12 protein-coding genes are annotated in these 20,613 nt (G+C 60.4%); 4 read left to right on the plus strand and 8 right to left on the minus strand.

The window, feature by feature from the left end:
* Positions 1-39: 39 nt before the first annotated feature.
* The 3 genes from glgB to BK670_RS12860 all read right to left on the minus strand — a co-directional run bounded on the left by glgB (position 40) and on the right by BK670_RS12860 (position 7,791).
* A complete protein-coding gene (gene glgB, locus BK670_RS12850) occupies positions 40-2,271 on the minus strand; it encodes a 1,4-alpha-glucan branching protein GlgB (RefSeq protein ID WP_123450086.1) in 2,232 nt (743 codons plus the stop codon).
* 2 nt (positions 2,272-2,273) lie between these two features.
* Positions 2,274-5,615, minus strand: a complete 3,342-nt coding sequence (gene treS, locus BK670_RS12855; RefSeq protein WP_123450087.1) for a maltose alpha-D-glucosyltransferase — start codon at positions 5,613-5,615, stop codon at positions 2,274-2,276.
* A 178-nt stretch (positions 5,616-5,793) separates the two neighbouring features.
* On the minus strand, positions 5,794-7,791 hold the full coding sequence (locus BK670_RS12860) for an alpha-1,4-glucan--maltose-1-phosphate maltosyltransferase (RefSeq protein ID WP_123450088.1): 1,998 nt from the start codon (positions 7,789-7,791) through the stop codon (positions 5,794-5,796).
* 217 nt (positions 7,792-8,008) lie between these two features.
* Here BK670_RS12860 and BK670_RS29625 point away from each other — a divergent pair, with 217 nt between their 5' ends.
* Complete coding sequence (locus BK670_RS29625; RefSeq protein WP_185036769.1) at positions 8,009-8,167, plus strand: hypothetical protein; 159 nt, start codon at positions 8,009-8,011, stop codon at positions 8,165-8,167.
* Between the two features lie 120 nt (positions 8,168-8,287).
* On the opposite strand, the gene BK670_RS12865 is transcribed toward BK670_RS29625, so the two are convergent.
* Complete coding sequence (locus BK670_RS12865) at positions 8,288-8,800, minus strand: MgtC/SapB family protein (RefSeq protein ID WP_123450089.1); 513 nt, start codon at positions 8,798-8,800, stop codon at positions 8,288-8,290.
* A gap of 124 nt (positions 8,801-8,924) precedes the next feature.
* Between BK670_RS12865 and BK670_RS12870 the strand changes: the two genes are divergently transcribed.
* The 3 genes from BK670_RS12870 (at position 8,925) to mapR (ending at position 12,446) form a co-directional block, all read left to right on the plus strand.
* A complete protein-coding gene (locus BK670_RS12870) occupies positions 8,925-9,173 on the plus strand; it encodes a DUF3203 family protein (RefSeq protein ID WP_123450090.1) in 249 nt (82 codons plus the stop codon).
* Positions 9,174-9,368: 195 nt separating this feature from the next.
* Positions 9,369-10,799, plus strand: a complete 1,431-nt coding sequence (gene ccoG, locus BK670_RS12875) for a cytochrome c oxidase accessory protein CcoG (RefSeq protein ID WP_123450091.1) — start codon at positions 9,369-9,371, stop codon at positions 10,797-10,799.
* Positions 10,800-11,036: 237 nt separating this feature from the next.
* Positions 11,037-12,446 (plus strand): GntR family transcriptional regulator MpaR, encoded by a 1,410-nt coding sequence (gene mapR, locus BK670_RS12880; RefSeq protein ID WP_123450092.1) that lies wholly within the window; start codon positions 11,037-11,039, stop codon positions 12,444-12,446.
* A gap of 134 nt (positions 12,447-12,580) precedes the next feature.
* Here mapR and BK670_RS12885 read toward each other — a convergent pair whose 3' ends face one another.
* The 4 genes from BK670_RS12885 to BK670_RS12905 all read right to left on the minus strand — a co-directional run bounded on the left by BK670_RS12885 (position 12,581) and on the right by BK670_RS12905 (position 20,527).
* On the minus strand, positions 12,581-13,327 hold the full coding sequence (locus tag BK670_RS12885) for an SDR family oxidoreductase (RefSeq protein ID WP_123450093.1): 747 nt from the start codon (positions 13,325-13,327) through the stop codon (positions 12,581-12,583).
* Between the two features lie 249 nt (positions 13,328-13,576).
* Entirely contained in the window at positions 13,577-15,658 is a 2,082-nt protein-coding gene (locus BK670_RS12895) for a putative bifunctional diguanylate cyclase/phosphodiesterase (protein ID WP_123450094.1), read from the minus strand.
* Between the two features lie 295 nt (positions 15,659-15,953).
* Entirely contained in the window at positions 15,954-17,423 is a 1,470-nt protein-coding gene (locus BK670_RS12900) for an efflux transporter outer membrane subunit (protein ID WP_123450095.1), read from the minus strand.
* Positions 17,420-20,527, minus strand: a complete 3,108-nt coding sequence (locus tag BK670_RS12905) for an efflux RND transporter permease subunit (protein WP_123450096.1) — start codon at positions 20,525-20,527, stop codon at positions 17,420-17,422. Before BK670_RS12905 ends, BK670_RS12900 begins: the two co-directional genes overlap by 4 nt.
* Positions 20,528-20,613: the final 86 nt, after the last annotated feature.

A 20,613-nucleotide genomic window follows, 5' to 3' on the forward strand; every position in this document is an offset into this window, starting at 1 on the left:
GAGCGAGCCTGCTCGCGAAGGCAGCGACGCGGTCTCGGATCAACCCTCCGGTTTGAGGATCAACACCGCCAACGGCGGCAGGTTCAGCTCCAGCGACAACGACTGGCCATGGCTCGGCACTTCCTCGGTAAACGCCCCGCCGCCATTGCCGTAATTGGAACCGGCATAGGTGTCGGCATCGCTGTTGAGCAATTCGCTCCAGCGCCCGGCAAACGGCACACCGACGCGATAAGCCTGACGCGGCACCGGCGTGAAGTTGGCCACCACCAGCACCGGCTTACCCTCCTTGCTCCAACGCAACCAGGCATAAACACTGTTGATTGCATCGTCGCCGATCAACCACTGGAAACCCTGCGGCGCGTCGTCCTGATCGTGCAGCGCCGGCTCCTCGCGATACAGCCGATTGAGGTCACCAACCAGTTTCTGCACGCCTTTATGCTCGGAATACTGCAGCAGATACCAGTCCAGTTGTTGATCGTGATTCCACTCGCGCCACTGGCCAAACTCGCAGCCCATGAACAACAGCTTCTTGCCCGGATGCGTCCACATGAAACTCAGATAAGCGCGCAGGTTGGCGAATTTCTGCCAACGATCGCCGGGCATCTTGTCGATCAGCGAATGCTTGCCGTGCACCACTTCATCGTGGGAAATCGGCAGGATAAAGCGCTCGGACCAGGCGTACACCAGACCAAAACTCAACTCGTTGTGATGGTGCGCGCGGTACACCGGATCCTGCTGAATGTAATGCAGCGAATCGTGCATCCAGCCCATGTTCCATTTGTAAGCGAAACCCAGACCGCCCTGCTGCGTACTTTGGCTGACACCGGGCCACGCCGTGGATTCTTCGGCGATCACCAGCGCTCCCGGCGCTTCCAGTTCAACCACATCGTTCAAATGACGGAGGAAGTCGATGGCCTCGAGATTTTCCCGGCCGCCATGGCGGTTCGGCACCCATTCGCCAGCCTTGCGCGAATAGTCTCGATACAACATCGAAGCCACTGCATCGACCCGCAAGCCATCAACGTGGAAATGCTTCAACCAGTGCAGCCCAGAAGCCAGCATGTAGCCGTGCACTTCGGTACGACCGAGGTTGTAGATCAGTGTGTCCCAATCCTGATGGAAACCTTCCAGCGGGTTGCCGTATTCGTACAGCGCCGTGCCGTCGAACTGGGCGAGACCGTGAGTATCGGTCGGGAAATGCGCCGGCACCCAGTCGAGAATCACACCGATCTCGGCCCGGTGGCAGGCGTCGACGAATTCGGCAAACTGCGCCGGCGAGCCATACCGCGCACTCGGCGCAAACTGCGACAGCAACTGATAACCCCAGGAGCCACCAAACGGGTGTTCCATGATCGGCATCAGTTCGATGTGGGTGAACCCCAGTTCCTTGACGTACGGAATCAGTCGCTCGGCCAGTTCTGGCCAGGTGTATTGACGAGCGACTTCGCCGAGATCATCCAGTTCGCATTGCCACGAGCCAGCGTGCAGTTCGTAGATAGACAGAGGTGCCGAATGCTTCTGGCGGTCACGGCGGCTGCTCATCCAGTCCTGATCCTGCCAGTCGATTTGCAGGGGCTCCGCGACTTTCGACGCGGTGTCCGGCGGCAGGCTGGTGGCCAGCGCCATCGGGTCGGCCTTGAGCGGCAGAATGCCGTGGGCACCGAGAATTTCATATTTGTACAACTCGCCCGCTTGCAGCCGTGGAATGAACAACTCCCAGACCCCGGACGGATGACGCAGGCGCATGGGATGGCGGCGCCCGTCCCAGACGTTGAAATCGCCGACCACCGACACGCGCCGGGCATTCGGCGCCCACACGGCGAAGCGCACGCCGTCGACACCATCGACGGTTTTCAGTTGCGCGCCGAGGCAGGCACTGAGGTCGCGATGATTGCCCTCGGCGAACAGATACAAATCCATCTCACCGAGCAATTGACCGAAGCTGTAAGGATCTTCAGCCACCTGCTCGCCACCGGCCCATCGCGTGCGCAACAGATAAGGCCGCGCGTCGTCGAAGTGACCGACAAACAGCCCCGGCGTTTCAGTCTGCTCCAATGAACCACGTTCTTCGCCGGACTCCTTGTCCAGAACCACGACGCTCAACGCGCCGGGCAGATAGGCGCGGATAAATTGCCCGCCGCCACCATCGCCGTGCGGGCCAAGAATGGAAAACGGGTCTGGATGTTCCGCCCGCACCAGCGCGTCGATGTCCTTCGCCGCCGGTAGCAACGCCTCTTTAACCGCACCCTGTTCCTTGTTCGAGAAACTCATGACTACTCTCCACCAAGATCGGAAAAGGGTTTAAGCCCCGTCAATAACCCATATAAACCGTGCAACGGCACGGGCAGCCACGTGGGGCGATTTTCGGCTTCATAGGCCACTTCATAGGCCGCCTTCTCCAGGCCGAACAACGCCAGCGCGGCGTCGGCACCTTCAGGATCTTGCCAGGCATGATCAAGACTAGCTGCCGCACGGCGATATGCCTGAACAAATGCCTCGCGGGCCTCGCGCAGATAACGCTCGGCCACCAGACGCCGCGCCGTTTCAGACTCGCCGCTGTGGTCAACGTTGTGCACGTTGATGGTCATCGCCGCCGCGTAATCGAAGGATCGCAGCACGCCGCTGACATCCTTGTACGGACTGTGTTTGCCACGACGCTCGGCCAATGGCCGCGCCGGTTCACCCTCGAAGTCGATCAGATAGGCATCGCCCTTGATCACCAGCACCTGGCCCAAATGCAGATCGCCGTGGACGCGAATGCGCAAACCGCCGACGGCTTTTTTCGCCAGATCCTGCACGTGCGCGAGGATGGTTTTCTTCTCGTCGATCAGGCGTTTGACCAGTTTCTGATCCTCCGCACTGAGTTCGCCTTGATGCTGCTTGAGCAGCTTCAACGCGTGCTCGACCTGCGCCACAACATCCTTGCCGGTGGCCTGCATGTCCTTGGCCGTCGACACCTGCGGGGCGAAGTCCGCATTGTCGGTGGGCGCGGCGAGCACCTCGTGCATCTCGCCCAGACGCTGACCGAGCATGCCGGCAAAATCCCTCAGCTCACCGAGGGCGTTGTAATGCTGTTCCTGTTCGGAAATGGCATCGGCCAGCTCATCGCGCAGCGCCCGTTCGAGGTTGTTCTGCGTCCACTCCCAAGCGTCGCCCTGATTGCTCAGATAGCCTTGGGCGATCATCAGCAGGTTGTCTTCGCCCTGCGCATCGCGGCGAATCACCGAGCCGAGCAGCGGAGAGATATTGGCAAATCCGGCCTCGGTCAGGTAAGCGCTCATCTCCAGTTCCGGGTGTACGCCAGAAGCGACTTTACGTATCAGCTTGAGCACCAGGCTGTTGCCGATCACCACCGAACTGTTGGATTGCTCGGCGGACAGATAACGCACTTCTGACTCGGCACCGAGGCCGAGCTTTTCCAGATGCGGCGTCGGTGCAAAGCGGATTTCACCTTCGCTCGACTCCAGCACGGTGTTGTTCTGCATGCCTTGCAGCACCGCACGAATAAACGTTTCAAGGCTGAACGCGTCAGTGATCAAGCCGACCTGTCGCACTCGGCGTACACGGGACAAGGCCAATTGCTGCGGCAGCGCCGGGCCGACCTGATCTTCAGAAATAAAGCCGAACGGCAGTTGATAGCGACTGGTCTGCCCGCCGCTGGTGACTTCGATTTCGCTGAGCAGCACCGGATGCTGCGCATCGCCGAAGCGCACGCCATAAGCCAGATGCACTTTGTCGATGGCCGCGTCCTTGCCGGCGAACCAGCGCCGGTTCTGCAGCCAGCTCGGCAGGATGCTTTGTTCAAGCGTCGTGCGCGACGGCGCTTCGAGCAGTTCTTCCATGCGTTTTTTCAGCACCAGCGTGGTGAAGTCCGGCAGGCTTTGCGCCGGTTCCACGTGCCAGCTCGGCATCTGGTTTTCCGCCGCCAGGGCGAACCAGTAGAAACCGTACGGCGCCAGGGTCAGAAGGAAATTCAACTGACCGATCGGCGGGAAGGCGTTACCGCCGAGCATCTCCACCGGCACCATGCCCACATAGGCCGACAGGTCCAGCTCCACCGCTTGCGCACTGCGCGAGACGTTGGCCACGCACAGAATGATTTCGTGTTTGCCATCGGCATCGGTGAATTCACGGGTGTAGGCCAGTACGCGGCGGTTGTTCGGCGACAGCATCTTCAAGGTGCCACGACCGAACGCCTTGGACTGCTTGCGCACAGCGAGCAAGCGTCGGGTCCAGTTGAGCAGCGAATGCGGATCGCCAGACTGGGTTTCGACGTTGACCGACAGATAGCCGTATTGCGGGTCCATGATCGGCGGCAGCACCAGACTGGCCGGATCGGCGCGGGAGAAGCCGCCGTTGCGGTCGATCGACCACTGCATCGGCGTACGCACACCGTCGCGGTCGCCGAGGTAGATGTTGTCGCCCATGCCGATCTCGTCGCCGTAATACAGGGTCGGCGTGCCAGGCATCGACAGCAGCAGGCTGTTGAGCAATTCGATGCGGCGGCGATCGCGCTCCATCAACGGCGCCAGACGCCGACGGATGCCGAGGTTGATCCGTGCGCGACGGTCAGCGGCGTAGTAATTCCACAAATAGTCACGTTCTTTATCGGTGACCATTTCCAGGGTCAGTTCATCGTGGTTGCGCAGGAAAATCGCCCACTGGCAATTGGCGGGAATTTCCGGGGTCTGGCGCAAAATATCGGTGATCGGGAAGCGATCTTCCTGAGCCAGGGCCATGTACATGCGCGGCATCAGCGGGAAGTGGAAGGCCATGTGACATTCGTCGCCATTGAGACCCGCCGCATCGGTGTCGCCGAAATACAGCTGCGTGTCTTCGGGCCATTGGTTGGCCTCGGCGAGTAGCATACGGTCGGGATAATTGGCGTCGATCTCGGCGCGGATCTGCTTGAGGACGTCGTGGGTTTCCGGAAGGTTTTCGTTGTTGGTGCCGTCGCGCTCGATCAGGTACGGGATCGCGTCGAGACGCAGGCCATCGATGCCCATGTCCAGCCAGTAGCGCATCACCGACAACACGGCTTTCATGACTTGCGGATTGTCGAAGTTCAGGTCCGGCTGGTGCGAATAGAAACGGTGCCAGAAGTACTGACCGGCAACCGGGTCCCAGGTCCAGTTGGATTTTTCCGTGTCGAGAAAAATGATCCGCGTGCCGTCGTATTTCTGATCGTCATCCGACCACACGTAAAAGTCCCGCGCCGCCGAGCCGGGTTTGGCCTTGCGCGCACGCTGGAACCACGGGTGCTGGTCAGAGGTGTGATTGATGACCAACTCGGTGATCACCCGCAAACCGCGTTTGTGCGCTTCGGCGATAAAACGCTTGGCGTCGGCCATGGTCCCGTAATCGCTGTGTACGCCTCGGTATTCGGCAATGTCGTAGCCGTCATCGCGGCGCGGCGAGGGGTAGAACGGCAACAGCCAGATGGTGTTGACGCCGAGGTCGGCGATGTAATCGAGTTTGGCGATCAGGCCGGGAAAGTCGCCGATCCCGTCATTGTTGGAGTCGAAAAACGATTTGACGTGAACTTGATAGATCACCGCGTCCTTGTACCAGAGCGGGTCTTTGATAAAGGTGGCTGCCTTGGGTTTCTTCGCCATGTGAAACTCCTGTTCAATTCTGGAAGCCACAGCAGAACGCCTGTGGCGAGGGAGCTTGCTCCCGCTGGGTTGCGAAGCAGCCCCATTGCATTTATTCAGATGCACCGTGTCTGCCGGTTTTGCGACTGCTGCGCAGCCGGGCGGGAGCAAGCTCCCTCGCCACAGGTCGGTGTGTGTCTTACGGGGTGGTTATTCGCCAGATGCCAAACGGCTGATACGCCGGGTCCAGGCGCATGAACTGGTACTTGCCGTGCCAGTCCCAGCGATGCCCGTTCATCAAATCTTCGCCGTGGGTGGTCGCATCGTCGGGCAGGTCCATTTCCCACAGCGGCAGCTCGAAATTCGCCTCCTGCACGTTGTGCGGATCAAGGCTGACCGCGACCAGAATGAAGTTGCTGCCGTCGAAGCTGCGCTTGCCGAAATACAGAATATTGTCGTTCCAGGCGTTGTAGACCTTCAGGCCCAGATGCGTGTGCAGCGCCGGGTTCTGCCGGCGGATGCGGTTGAGTTGAGCGATCTCGGCGATGATGTTGCCTGGCGCGGTGAAGTCGCGGACGCGGATCTCGTACTTCTCCGAGTCGAGGTATTCCTCTTTGCCCGGCACCGGCGCCGACTCGCACAGTTCAAACCCGGAATACATGCCCCACAGGCCCGAGCCCATGGTCGCCAGCGCTGCACGGATCAGAAATCCCGAGCGTCCGGATTCATGGAGAAACGCGGGGTTAATGTCCGGGGTGTTGACGAAGAAGTTCGGCCGGTAGCATTCACGCCACGGCGACTCATTCAGCTCAGTGAAATACGTTGCCAGCTCAGTCTTGCTGTTGCGCCAGGTGAAATAGGTGTAGCTCTGGGTGTAACCGACCTTGCCCAGCCGCGCCATCATCGCCGGCGTGGTGAAGGCTTCGGCGAGGAAGATCACTTCCGGGTACAGCGCCCGCACATCGGCGATCAGCCATTGCCAGAACGGCAGCGGTTTGGTGTGCGGATTGTCGACGCGAAAGATCTTCACGCCCTCCTCGACCCAGCCAATGATGATGTCGCGCAACTCGACCCACAGGCTCGGAATCGCGTCCGGCGCATAAAAGTCGACGTTGACGATGTCCTGATATTTCTTCGGCGGGTTCTCCGCATATTTGATCGTGCCGTCGGGGCGCCAGTTGAACCAGCCCGGATGCTGTTTGAGCCACGGGTGATCCTGGGAACACTGAATGGCGAAGTCCAGAGCGATCTCCAGACCGTGATCGGCCGCGGCGGCCACCAATCGGCGGAAGTCCTCGCGGGTGCCGAGTTGCGAGTGAATGGCCTCGTGGCCGCCCTCTTCACTGCCGATGGCATAAGGGCTGCCCGGATCATCGGGACCGGCAGTCAGGGAATTGTTGCGCCCCTTGCGATGGGCGCGGCCAATCGGGTGGATCGGCGTGAAATAGAGGACGTCGAAGCCCATGTCCTGAATCATCGGCAAACGCGCATGCACGTCATTAAAGGTGCCGTGACGGCGGGGATCGTCGGTGATCGAGCGCGGAAACAGTTCGTACCAACTGGCAAACTCGGCCAGTTCGCGTTCGACGTCCACCGGGAATTCAGGACTGACGCTCAGGTAGGCGCGATGATCGGCCTCAGCCATCAACTGCGCACTGCGCGAGTGCAGGAACAGCGCGACCTGCTCGGTTTCGAGCAGCCCGGACAATTCGTGGTGCAAGGCAGCAAGCTGTTCGCTGAGCTGACCTTCGCTGCGTTCGGCGGCCTGCTGCACCATGGTCCGGCCTTCCTGCAGCTCCAGCGACACCGGTACGGCGGCGCTGTGTTTTTTCTCCAGTTCATATTGGAAACTGGCGAAATGGTCGATCCACGCCTCGATGCAATACAAGAAGCGCCCCTGATGTTCAGGGCGGAACTGGCCTTGCCAGCCATTGTTGCCCTGATCGGCCATGACCTCGCTTTGCCAGGTCTCTTCGCCTTCCTCGCGCCAGCGGATGCGTACCGCGAGCTTGTCGTGACCGTCGGCAAATACCTTGCTGGTGACCACCACCTCACGGCCGGCAATCGACTTCACGGCGAACTGCCCGCCCTCGAGGGTCGGCATGGTGTTCTCGATGACAATGCGCGGCAGCAGCAACGCTTGCGACAGCGGCATGTGCGGGTTGTAGCTCAGTTCAGAAGGTCTTTCAGCAGTCATTGAGCATCTCTCCTTAACGCCCCAAGGACGCTCTTGTGCCGGATCAGTATTCACAACGAAGCCCCTGCCCCGAAATGAACTCACTTAGGTTCCGAGCGACCAGCGCCGGGAAAAGTTCAGATGAAATTGCCGTGTCAGAAAAGCGGATCGAATTGCGTGCGCGGTGGTCAATCCACTTAAGCACTTCTCACGCCATGTGCCACACGGAGGTCATCAGATGAACATCCCGATCCCGGCCGAAACGCCCGATCCGAACATCGACAACCCAACGCTGCCAGAGACCGAGCCGCAGCCGATTCCCGAGCAGGAACCGCCCGGCACCACGCCACCGCCGAAAGAAGAACCGCCGAGCACGATGCCGCCCGTTGTCGTTTGATCACCGATGTAGCTCATGTAGGAGCTGCCGCAGGCTGCGATCTTTTGATCTTGGTTTTAGACAATCAAAGTCAAAAGCTCGCAGCCTTCGGCAGCTCCTACAGGGGTTAGCAATCATTGGCTACAGATGTCTGTTCTTTTCATCGTCGTTTTCGAACAGCCGTACAATTCGCGGCATCACGCTGAAAATCCCCAGCGCCAAAAAGGTACTGAGCAGCGCCGTCGCTTCCCGGCCCAACCCGGCCGCCACACCAATGGCCGCGGTCATCCACAACCCGGCAGCCGTGGTCAGGCCTTTGACATGACCTTCATCGCCTTCCTTGTTTTTCAGGATAGTCCCGGCACCGAGAAAGCCGATCCCGGCAATCACGCCTTGCAGCACACGGCTCATCGCATCCGACTCCGCCCCCGACGTCTGCGGCACCAACACAAACAGTGCGGCCCCGAGCGCCACCAACATATGCGTGCGGACCCCGGCAGCCTTGCCCTTGTGCTCGCGCTCGAATCCGAGAATGCCGCCCAGTACCGCTGCCATCAGCAGGCGCACGGTAATGCGCGTCAATTGCGAAGCATCGCCAATGTCGGCGAATTCCGCCTGCAGGGTTTCCCACACTTCATGCCACCACGCGTTCATCGTGCAGTCCTTGTTATTGGCTCGATAGACGATGGACAGCGGCGACCATTAATCAGTTGCGCAGAACGATCGGCGAAGCCTGTGCCCTAACCTTTCAGACACCCCTGAAAAAAGGACTGCCCTCATGCCCCTTCGAGTCGAAGAATCCAATCCCGAACAAAAAGTGTGTTTTTTCACCGTCGAGAATGGCGAAGAAATCCGCATTTGCGACACCCTGGAAGTACGCACGGACAGCGACAAGGCCATGTCGTTTGTGGAAATAGACGGCCGGCGCGTGTACATCACCGAAGCAGAAGCCGACGAATTGACCGTTGCAGGCGCCAAGGACGGTCGCAAGCATTTGAAGGCTGACGAGAGTGGTTCGGTGATTTGACTGACCTTGATCAACACCCCGCGCAAACGCCTGATATAGGCGCTTGCGCCTTTGCCTGCGGGCTGCTTCAAGTTGTCGCAGGCGCTGCGCAAAACCCCATCTGATCCGCTTTTTATTGAAATACCTGAGTCTGTTATGCAAACAGATCGACGCTCATAGTGCTCTGGCCTGATGGAGGCTGATGAGCGAATAACCATGAGCGAACAAATCCCCGTCCGAACCGTAGAAGCATCCCCGACTATTAAAAGTGTGCCCGCACGCCCAATGAAGGCGACGGCCAGGTCCAGCGACAACCAGATCCACACCCGCAGCTTCACCGGCCTGTTCCGTACCCTGCGCATGAGCGGCGCGGGTTTTCTGTTCGTGCTATTTTTCGGCACCGTGTGGCTGAACTGGGGCGGACGTCAGGCGGTGCTCTGGGATCTTTCCGAAAGCAAATTCCACATCTTCGGCGCGACGTTCTGGCCGCAGGATTTCATTCTGCTTTCTGCGCTATTGATCATCGCCGCGTTCGGCCTGTTCGCCATCACCGTGTTCGCCGGCCGGGTCTGGTGCGGCTATACCTGCCCGCAGAGTTCGTGGACGTGGATCTTCATGTGGTGCGAGAAGATCACCGAAGGCGAGCGCAACCAACGCATCAAACTGCAAGCCGCGCCGTGGAGCCTGAACAAACTGGCGCGGCGCGCGGCCAAGCACACCCTGTGGCTGGCGATCAGCGTGCTGACTGGCCTGACCTTCGTCGGATACTTCACGCCGATCCGGCCACTGGCCGAAGAACTGCTGACCCTGCAAATCGGCGGCGTCAGCCTGTTCTGGGTGCTGTTCTTCACGGCCGCCACCTACATCAACGCCGGCTGGCTGCGTGAAGCGGTGTGCATGCACATGTGCCCGTATGCGCGGTTCCAGAGCGTGATGTTTGACAAGGACACCCTGGCGATTTCCTATGACGTCGCCCGTGGCGAAAACCGTGGCCCGCGCAAACGCGACGTGAAACCGCTTGAAGCCGGCCTTGGTGATTGCATCGATTGCCAGTTGTGCGTGCAGGTCTGCCCGACCGGCATCGACATCCGCGACGGCTTGCAGATGGAATGCATCGGCTGCGCCGCGTGCATCGACGCCTGCGATTCGATCATGGACAAAATGAACTACTCGCGCGGGTTGATCCGCTACAGTTCCGAGCGCGAACTGCAGGGTGGCAAAACCCACCTGCTGCGCCCGCGTCTGATCGGCTACACCGTGGTGCTGGTGGCGATGATCGGCGCATTGGCACTGGCGCTGGTCGAACGGCCAATGGTCTCGCTGGACGTGACCAAAGATCGCGGATTGTTCCGCGAGAACGGTTTGGGACAGATCGAGAACATCTACACCCTCAAAGTCATCAACAAGACCCAGCAGCGCCAGGACTACAACCTGAGCCTGGTCGACGGCGACGGCTTCCAGTTGCAAGGCAAGACCGGGTTGAGCCTGGCCCCGGGTGAGATTGTCGATGTGCCGGTGTCGGTGGCGATGACCACGGAACGCCCGGCCAGCAGCTCGCAGACCTTGAGTTTCAAGATTGCCGACAGCGATGAGCCTGAGGTTTACAGCGTGGCGAAGAGCAGGTTTGTTGCGCCGATGAATCATTGAGCCGTTAGAATCCGGCCCCTCACCCCAGCCCTCTCCCAGGGGTTGAGGGAGCCGACCGAGGTGTCTGTCGCTAAACATCGACCTGACAGACCGAGTCGATTATGGATTCCGCAAACCACTTTCAGGTCGGTGTAGTTCGCAAGCATCCCCCGATCAGTTCCCTCTCCCTCTGGGAGAGGGTCAGGGTGAGGGCTTGCTTCCTGACACACTTCAAAAACACCAGCACCAAGGTACTCGATGAAACGCTACGAAAAATTCGCCGACGACATCGCTGAACTGATCCGCTCCGGCGTCCTTGGCCCCGGCCAGCGCGTGCCTTCGGTGCGTTACGCCAGCCAGACCTACGGCGTCAGCCCGTCCACGGTGTTCCAGGCTTATTACCTGCTCGAACGCCGCGGTCTGATCCGCGCCCGACCGCGCTCCGGCTACTTCGTCAACACCCATGCACCGAGCCCGTTTTCCGAGCCGGTAATCAGCAGCCACGTCAACGATTCCACCGAAGTCGACGTCAGCGAACTGGTGTTCTCGGTCCTCGATTCGATCAAGGACCCGAGCACCGTGCCATTCGGTTCGGCGTTCCCCAGCCCCACCCTGTTCCCGTTGCAGCGCCTGTCGCGTTCGCTGTCCAGCGCAGCCCGCGAGATGGACCCGCGCATGGTCGTCACCGACATGTCGCCGGGCAATCCGCAACTGCGCCGGCAGATCGCCCTGCGCTACATGGTCGGCGGGCTGATGCTGCCGATGGAAGAGCTGCTGATCACCAACGGCGCGCTCGAAGCGCTGAACCTGTGCCTGCAAGCCGTCACTGAACCGGGCGATCTGGTGGCCATCGAAGCCCCGGCGTTCTACGCCAGCCTGCAAGTGCTCGAACGGCTGAAACTGAAAGCCGTGGAAATCCCAGTGCACCCGCGCGACGGCATTGACCTCGGCGTGCTCGCGCAAACCCTGGAACGCCATCCGATCAAGGCCTGCTGGTGCATGACCAGTTTCCAGAATCCGATGGGCGCAACCATGCCCGAGGCAAAAAAGCAGGAACTGGTCGAACTGCTGCGCCGCCATCAAGTGCCGCTGATCGAAGACGATGTTTACGCCGAACTCTATTACGGCCAACAGGCGCCGAAGCCGGCCAAGGCGTTCGACACTGAAGGGCTGGTGATGCACTGCGGCTCGTTCGCCAAAAGCCTGGCCCCGGGCTACCGCATCGGCTGGGTCGCCGCCGGGCGTTATGCGCAGAAGATCGAACGACTGAAACTGATGACCTCACTGTGTGCCTCGATGCCCGCGCAAGCGGCGATTGCCGACTACCTGCAACACGGTGGTTATGACCGGCACCTGCGCAAACTGCGCTACGCCCTGGAAGAACAGCAGAGCGCAATGCTCGCGGCGATTGCCCGCTACTTCCCGGCGCAGACGCGGGTCAGCCAACCGGCGGGCGGCTACTTTTTGTGGCTGGAACTACCACCGCAAATGGATTCGTTGAAGTTGTTTCAGATGGCACTGGCGCAGGGGATCAGCATTGCACCGGGGCCGATTTTCTCGCCGACGCAGCGCTTCAGGAATTGCATTCGGCTGAACTATGGCAGCCCTTGGACTGAAGACTCGGAAAAAGCCATGGAGACGTTGGGGCGGATTGTGCGGTCGTTCTGACAGTCCTGTGTTGTCTGGGCTATTACCTTCGCGAGCAGGCTCGCTCCCACACTGGATTTGTGCACGACACAGAACCAATGTGGGAGCGAGCCTGCTCGCGAAGAGGGCCGACCTGACAGCGAAAGTCGCTGGACTTAACGCCCGCCCCCCAAATCAACAAACGTCCCGGTCGCATACGAAGCCTTATCCGACAACAACCAGATAATCGCTTCCGCCACCTCATCCGGCCGGCCGCCACGGGCCATCGGAATCGCCGACTCGAGCTTGCTGACCCGATCCGGATCGCCGCTCAATGCATGGAAATCGGTATAGATGTAACCCGGGCGCACCGCGTTGACCCGAATCCCCTCGCCCGCCACTTCCTTGGACAAACCGATGGTGAAGGTGTCGAGCGCGCCTTTGGATGCGGCGTAATCGACGTATTCGTTCGGCGAACCCAGACGCGAGGCCACCGACGACACGTTGACGATACTGCCGCCCTGCCCGCCGTGCTTGGGCGACATGCGCAGGATCGCGTGCTTGGCGCAGAGGATCGGCGCCAGGACGTTGGTTTTCATGATTTTGAGGATGCGGAATTCGGACATTTCGTCGACTCGCGATTTGTGTCCGACGGTGCCAGCGTTGTTCACCAGCGCGGTGACCCGGCCCAACTCGGTGTCGACCCGATGGAACAGCGCGATCACCTCGTCCTCGATACTGACATCGGCACGCACGGCGATGGCCTGGGCGCCCAATGCGCGGACTTGCTCCAGCACGTGTTGCGCGGCTTGTTCATCCGACTGGTAGTTGATGCAGATCCGATAGCCTTGCTCGGCAGCCAACAGCGCCGTAGCGGCGCCAATTCCGCGCCCGCCACCGGTGATCACAATGACTTTTTCCATGCTGGCCTTTCCCCTTGATGCACACGTAACAGTCGGGGGGAAGAATAACCGCCATTGGCGGGTTTTGCATGGGCTGTGTCAAAGGCTTGAGCACTCGCGCAGTTTCGAAGTTGCATTGCCTTTGTGGCGAGGGAGCTTGCTCCCGCTGGCCTGCGCAGCAGGCCCTTGCTTTGAAAGATGGATCGCTTCGCGACCCAGCGGGAGCAAGCTCCCTCGCCACAGATGTACCCGACTTCGGTCTATGCGAAGTCAGACCGCCGCTAACGGCTCTCCCCGCGCAATATCCTCCATGAATTTATCCGCCGGCATCGGATGCCCCAGCAGATAACCCTGCAACGAATCACACCCCAGTTCAGTCAGAAACGCCTGTTGCACACCGGTTTCAACACCTTCAGCGACAATGCGCAAACCGAGCGCCTGCCCCAACGCGACAATCGCCGAGACAATCGCTGCATCGTCGCTGTCATGTTCCAGATCGCGCACGAAACCGCGGTCGATCTTCAGCTCGTTGGCCGGCAGACGCTTGAGGTACATCAGGCTGGAATAACCGGTGCCGAAGTCATCGATCGACAGATCGACGCCCATGTCTGACAGCTCCTGCAACACCGTCATGCTCGCATCGGCATCGCTCATGGCCGTGGTTTCGGTGATTTCCAGGGTCAGGCTGTTGGCCGGCAAGTGGTGCGTGGCCAATGCCTTGGCCACGCTGAGCACCAGCCCGGTGTGACAGAACTGCAGCGCCGACAGGTTCACCGCGATGCGCCAATCGGTGTAACCGAGCACGTACCATTCGCGCATTTGGCGACAAGCTTCGTTGAGCACCCAGTCGCCGATCGGGATGATCAGACCGGACTTCTCGGCCAGGTCGATGAACTTGTCCGGCATCAGCATGCCGTGAATAGGGTGTTGCCAGCGCAACAGCGCTTCGGCGCCGACCGGGCGGCCATTGGCGGCGTCGAACTTGGGTTGGTAATGCAAGCTGAACTGGCTGTGTTCCAGTGCCGCGCGCAGGTCCTGCAACAACTGCAACTGCTTGCGCGCGTTGTTGTTCATTGATGCATCGAAAAAGCTGTAACCGTTCTTGCCGCCGCCCTTGGCGTGATACATCGCCGCGTCGGCATTCATCAGCAGTTCCTGCGCGGTCTGGCCATTGCCCGGGTATAGGGCGATACCGACGCTGGCAGAGATCTGCAAGTCGTGCTCGGCGACACGAAACGATTGTGCGATCAGGCCGACCTGACGTGCCGCCAGACCCAGCGCATCATTGGGTTCGGTCAGGCGCACGAGCAGCACGAATTCATCGCCACCGATGCGCGCCAAGGTGTCCTGGCCGCGCAAGTCTTCGCGCAGACGCACGCCCACTTCGCGCAACAACTGATCGCCCATGTGATGACCGAACGCGTCGTTGACCGGCTTGAAGCCGTCCAGATCGATGAACATCAGCGCAAAACAGCCGCCCTGCTCCTGGACCTTTTTCATTGCCTGATTGATCCGGTCGTCGAGCAGCATGCGATTCGGCAGGCCGGTCAGGGTGTCGTGCAGGGCCAGTTGCGTGAGTTCGCGGTTGGCGACGGTCAATGAGTGCGCCAGGTCGGCGGTGCGCGCTTCAAGCCGTGCGTCGAGAATCGAGGTCAGCAAGGCAATCGACAGCACCGCCAATGTGGTGATCAACACCAGGCTGTCGAGGCCGTTGCCCTTCAAACCGTTGAGCGTGGCACCACAGAAACTGCCATCAGGAAATTGCGCGGCAGCCATGCCGGTGTAGTGCATACCGACAATGGCGATGCCCATGATGATCGCAGCGCCGGCACGAATCAGGCGCACAGAAGGCGAGTGCTGACGCAGGCGAAAGGCGATCCACAACGCCGCGGCCGAGGCGCCGACCGCAATCAGCAACGAGGCGCCAAACAGCGTCGGGTCGTAGTCGATTCCCGGGGTCATGCGCATCGCCGCCATGCCGGTGTAATGCATGGCACTGATCCCGGCGCCCATGATCAGCGCACCAAAGGCCAGTTGCAGAACCGGCAGCTTCGGCTGGCTGACCAGCCAAAAGGCGAATCCGCAGGACAACACGGCAATCAACAGTGAGAGCGCGGTCAGGATGATGTCGTAGCCAAGGTCGATCGGCAGTTTGAAGGCAAGCATGCCAATGAAATGCATCGACCAGACGCCGATGCCCATGGCAAACGCACCGCCGGCGGTCCAGAAATGCACCGCCCGGCCCTTGGCCGTGGCAATGCGACCGGTGAGGTCGAGCGCGGTGTAGGAAGCGAGAATCGCCACGCACAACGAAATGAAAACCAGGGTGGAGGAATAACTACCGATGAGCATGGGATTTCTCGTGGCCACCCAACGCGGACTGCGTCCATTCTCGGTCGGGCAAATGCGGCGATTGTACTGATTACGCAGAAGAACGCACTGACAAAGTAATCAAATTGCCATCAAGCCGATGAAACGCTTGTTTGATCGTCCGAGATAGCTCTGGAGTGGGGCTTTCTGAACCCTGCGCGATCATTGTGGGAGCGAGCCTGCTCGCGAATAGGCTCTCGGATTCAAAATAATCAGTGACTGCATTGACGCCTTCGCGAGCAGGCTCGCTCCCACAGGATTTTGGCCATGGCGTGATCTATTGGGCGTCACTGACATCCAGTTGCCCATCCCAACCGCCGCCCAGCGCTGCAATCAGTTGCACGCTGGCAATCAAACGGCTTTGCAGAATGTTCAGCACGTTGCGCTCGTTGCTCAACGCCGTGGCTTGCACCACCACCACATCGATGTAAGCAATCAAACCGGCCTTGTACTGGTTCTCGGTCAGGCGCAGAGAGTCGCGGGCCGCATCGAGCGCTTCCTGGCGCACCGCCGCTTCGTCTTCGTACACCTTGAGTTGCACCAGATAGTTTTCCACTTCGCGGAAACCGTCGAGCACGGTCTGCCGGTACTTGGCCACGGTCTGGTCATACACCGCCTCGGTGCGGTCGACTTCCGCCGAACGAATGCCACCGTCAAACAGCGGCAACGCCAGTTTCGGCCCGACCGACCAGAAACGGTTCGGCAGGCTGATCAGGTTCTGCGAGGTACTGCTGCTGTAGCCGCCACTCAGGCTCAGGGTCAGGTCCGGGTAATACGCCGCTTTGGCCACGCCGATATTGGCGTTGGCGGCGATCACCGAGCGCTCCGCCGAAGCGATGTCCGGGCGCCGTTCCAGCAATTGCGAGGGCAGGCTCAGCGGCACCTGCGGCAGCTTCGGAATGGTCTGCACTTCGGCGATGCTGAAGTCCGCCGGCGCTTGCCCGGTCAGTACGGCAATAGCATTTTCGAACTGCGCACGCTGCCAGATCAGGTCGACCAGATCGGCCTGGGTGCTTTTCAGTTGCGTCTGCGCCTGGGCTACCGCATCGCGCCCGGAAACCCCGGCGCGGTACTGGTTCTGAGTCATTTTCAGCGAGCGTTCGTAGGCGGCGACCGTGGCTTCGAGTAGGCGTTTCTGCTCGTCGATCACCCGCAGTTGCAGGTAGTTCTGCACCAGCTCCGACTGCTGACTCAGGCGCATGGCCGCCAGATCGGCAAAACTGGCCTGGGCACTGGCCTCATCAGCTTCCAGTCCACGGCGCAACTTGCCCCAGACATCGGCTTCCCAACTGACGCCCAGTTCGGCGTTATAGGTGTCGCGGATGCCACTGGACGAACTGCTCAGGCTCGAACTGCTGCTGCCGGTGCCCTGACTGGAGCGGGTCTTGCCCACACTCAAGTCAACGCTGGGGTAGAACGCCCCGCGAGCGCTGCGCACCAAGGCCTGGGCCTGGCGGTACTGGGCTTCCGATTGCGCGACGGTCTGGTTGGAATTGTTGAGTTTCTCGATCAGCCCGTTGAGCTGCTGATCGCCATACAACTCCCACCAGGCGCCACGGGCCAGCGAATCGCTCGGGTTAGCCTGGGTCCAGCCGGCGGCTTCCTTGTACTGGGCGATTTCGGCCGTCTGCGGGCGTTGGTAGTCCGGGCCGACAGCGCAGGCACTGAGCATCGCCACGCACAGTGACAGGCTCAGCAGACGCGAGCCTCGAACAGTGGCCAGATTGATAAGCGAACGGTCAGTCATAGCGGAGTTTCCAGAGCGGCGTCAGTACGCACGCCACGCCATTTATTGAACCGATGGCGCAGCTTGTCGAGATAGAGGTAAACCACAGGCGTGGTGTAAAGCGTCAGCACTTGGCTGAAGACCAGCCCGCCGATGATGGTCAGGCCCAGTGGCTGGCGCATTTCCGCGCCTTCGGCCCGGCCGAGCAGCAACGGCAAGGCACCGAGAATCGCCGCTAGGGTGGTCATCAGAATCGGCCGCAGACGTTGCAGGCAAGCACTGCGGATCGACTCCAGCGGCGACAGGCCCTGATGGCGTTCCAGCTGCAGCGCAAGGTCGATCATCAAAATGGCGTTTTTCTTCACCACACCAATCAGCAGGAACAACCCAAGCAACGAGATCAGGCTGAACTCGCCGCCCAGCGCATAGATCGACAGCAACGCGCCGACACCGGCCGACGGCAGGGTCGACAGAATCGTCAGCGGATGGATGTAGCTTTCATACAGCACGCCCAGCACCAGATACACCGCCAGCAACGCACCGAGAATCATGAACGGCTGACTTTTCTGCGTCGCGGCGAAGGCGTCGGCGGTACCGGCCATTTTCGCGATGACATCTTCCGGCAGGCCGAGCTTGGCAATCGCCCGCTCGATCGCGGCACTGCCCTGCTCCACCGTCACGCCTTCGGCCATGTCGAAGGAAATGTCCTCGGAGGCGAACTGGCCTTCGTGGCTGACGCGGTCGTCTTCCAGGCTGTTTTCGTAATGAGCGAACGTCGACAGCGGCACCCGCGCACCGTCAGCAGTGATCACCTGTACTTGCTTGAGCGTCACCGGATCCTGGGCGTATTTCGGATTGACCTCCATGACCACCTGATACTGGTTGAGGCTGTCGTAGATCGTCGAAATCTGCCGCTGGCTGTAGGCGTTGTTCAGCACGGCGGTGACCATGTCCATGTCGACGCCCAGGCGCTTGGCCTGATCGCGGTCGACAATCAGCGTCACTTGCTGCGCACCCGCTCCCTCTCGGGCGTCAATCGCCGTCAGTTCCGGCAAGGCCCTTAACGCGGCAACCACTTTCGGATACCACTTGCGCAACTCGCTCAAATCACCGCTTTGCAAAATGTAGCTGTACTGCGACGTGGTCTGCTCGCGGCCACCGCCGAACTGCAGGTCCTGATCGGCCATCAGCATCAGTTGCGCGCCAGGCACCTTGGGCATTTCCTTGCGCAGGCGTTCGATGACTTTCTGCGCCGACAGATTGCGTTCCTTGATGGGTTTCAGGCGCACCAGCATGAAAGCGTTATTGGTGCCGTTGGTGCCACCGATGAACCCGGCGACACTTTCAACTGCTTCGTCCTTGAGCACGGCGCGGCGGAAAATCTCCATCTTCGGCTGCATCACGCTGAACGACAGGCCGTCGTCACCGCGTACAAAACCGATCAACTGGCCGGTGTCCTGCTGCGGCATAAAGGTCTTTGGCACCACGACATACAACGCGACGTTGACGCCCACGGTGATCAGCAGGCTGAGCAAGGTCAGACGCCGGTGGCGCAGCACCCAATCGAGGCTGGTGGCGTATTTGCCAACCATCCAGTCGTTGGTGCGGCGGCTCCAGCGTTGCAGGCGATTTTCCTGCCCCGGCGTGTGTGGCTTGAGCCAACGGGCGCAAAGCATCGGCGTCAACGTCAGCGAAACCACCAGCGATACGACGATGGCCGCCGCCAGGGTGATGGAAAACTCGCGGAACAGGCTCTCGACAATCCCGCCCATGAACAGGATCGAGAGGAACACCGCCACCAACGAGACGTTCATCGACAACAAGGTGAAACCGACCTCCTTCGCCCCGAGGTACGCGGCCTGCATCGGTTTGACGCCTTCGTCGATATGCCGGGAAATGTTCTCCAGCACCACAATGGCGTCATCCACCACCAGACCGGTGGCCAGAATCAGCGCCATCAGCGACAGGTTGTTCAGCGAGAAGCCATAGAGGTACATCACCGCAAAGGTGCCGACCAGCGACACCGGCACGGCCAAGGTTGGAATCAGCGAGGCGCGGAAGTTACCGAGGAACAGGAACACCACCAGAATCACCAGCGCCACGGCAATCAGCAGGGTCATCTCGGCTTCATGCAGCGTGGCTTTGATAACCGGCGAACGGTCCATGGCCAGATTCAGCTTTACGCTGGCCGGCAACACCGCTTGCAACGCCGGCAGTTGCGCCTTGATCTCGTTGACCGTCTCGATGATGTTGGCGCCGGCCTGGCGGTTGATCACCAGCAACACCGCCGCATCATCGTTGAAGAAGCCGCTGTTGTAGCGGTCCTCGACGCCGTCGCTGACCTTGGCCACGTCCTTGAGGCGCAGCGCGGCGCCGTCGGCATAGTGGATGATCAGTGATTCGTAATCCTTGGCTTTTTCCAGTTGGTCATTGGCCTGGATCTGCCACAGGCGTTGACCGTCCTCGACCGAACCTTTCGGCCGGCGTACGTTGGCATCGGCGATGGTCTTGCGTACATCGTCGAGCGCCACGCCGTACTGGTTCAGCGCTTGCGGTTCGAGTTCAATGCGCACCGCCGGCAGCGAACTGCCACCGATCTGCACTTCACCCACGCCCTGCACCTGGGACAGGCTCTGGGAAAGAATGGTTGAGGCCAAATCGTAGAGCTGGCCTTTTTCCAGCACATCGGAGGTCAGCGACAGCACCATGATCGGTGCCTGCGACGGGTTGACCTTCTTGTAGGTCGGCATGCTGCGCATCCCGCTCGGCAGCAAATTGCGCGAGGCGTTGATCGCGGCCTGTACTTCGCGCGCGGCACCGTTGATGTCGCGGTCGAGGTCGAATTGCAGAATGACCCGGGTCGAACCCTGACTGGAACGGCTGCTCATGGTGTTGACGCCGGCAATCGCGCCGAATGAGCGCTCCAGCGGCGTGGCCACGGTGGACGCCATGACCTCCGGACTGGCACCAGGCAGACTCGCCTGAACGACAATCACCGGGAAATCCATTTGCGGCAGCGGTGCCACCGGCAGCAGACCGAAACTGACACCGCCGAGCAACATGATCGCCAGGCTCAGCAGCATCGTCGCGACCGGGCGCTTGATGAAAGGACCGGAGAGGTTCATTGACCACAAACCCCGACTTCACACCAATCCCCTGTAGGAGTGAGCCTGCTCGCGATAGCGGTGTGTCTGTTTACATTGATGTTGCA

Source organism: Pseudomonas fluorescens, assembly GCF_003732425.1.
GTDB lineage: Bacteria > Pseudomonadota > Gammaproteobacteria > Pseudomonadales > Pseudomonadaceae > Aquipseudomonas > Aquipseudomonas fluorescens_BE.

Bases quoted from the DNA above. Each gene is read 5' to 3' on its own strand.
- mapR (WP_123450092.1), top strand. From the start codon at position 11,037: ATGAAACGCTACGAAAAATTCGCCGACGACATCGCTGAACTGATCCGC.
- BK670_RS29625 (WP_185036769.1), top strand. From the start codon at position 8,009: ATGAACATCCCGATCCCGGCCGAAACGCCCGATCCGAACATCGACAAC.
- BK670_RS12905 (WP_123450096.1), bottom strand. From the start codon at position 20,527: ATGAACCTCTCCGGTCCTTTCATCAAGCGCCCGGTCGCGACGATGCTG.
- BK670_RS12865 (WP_123450089.1), bottom strand. From the start codon at position 8,800: ATGAACGCGTGGTGGCATGAAGTGTGGGAAACCCTGCAGGCGGAATTC.
- BK670_RS12895 (WP_123450094.1), bottom strand. From the start codon at position 15,658: ATGCTCATCGGTAGTTATTCCTCCACCCTGGTTTTCATTTCGTTGTGC.
- BK670_RS12860 (WP_123450088.1), bottom strand. From the start codon at position 7,791: ATGACTGCTGAAAGACCTTCTGAACTGAGCTACAACCCGCACATGCCG.
- BK670_RS12870 (WP_123450090.1), top strand. From the start codon at position 8,925: ATGCCCCTTCGAGTCGAAGAATCCAATCCCGAACAAAAAGTGTGTTTT.
- BK670_RS12900 (WP_123450095.1), bottom strand. From the start codon at position 17,423: ATGACTGACCGTTCGCTTATCAATCTGGCCACTGTTCGAGGCTCGCGT.
- BK670_RS12885 (WP_123450093.1), bottom strand. From the start codon at position 13,327: ATGGAAAAAGTCATTGTGATCACCGGTGGCGGGCGCGGAATTGGCGCC.
- ccoG (WP_123450091.1), top strand. From the start codon at position 9,369: ATGAGCGAACAAATCCCCGTCCGAACCGTAGAAGCATCCCCGACTATT.
- treS (WP_123450087.1), bottom strand. From the start codon at position 5,615: ATGGCGAAGAAACCCAAGGCAGCCACCTTTATCAAAGACCCGCTCTGG.
- glgB (WP_123450086.1), bottom strand. From the start codon at position 2,271: ATGAGTTTCTCGAACAAGGAACAGGGTGCGGTTAAAGAGGCGTTGCTA.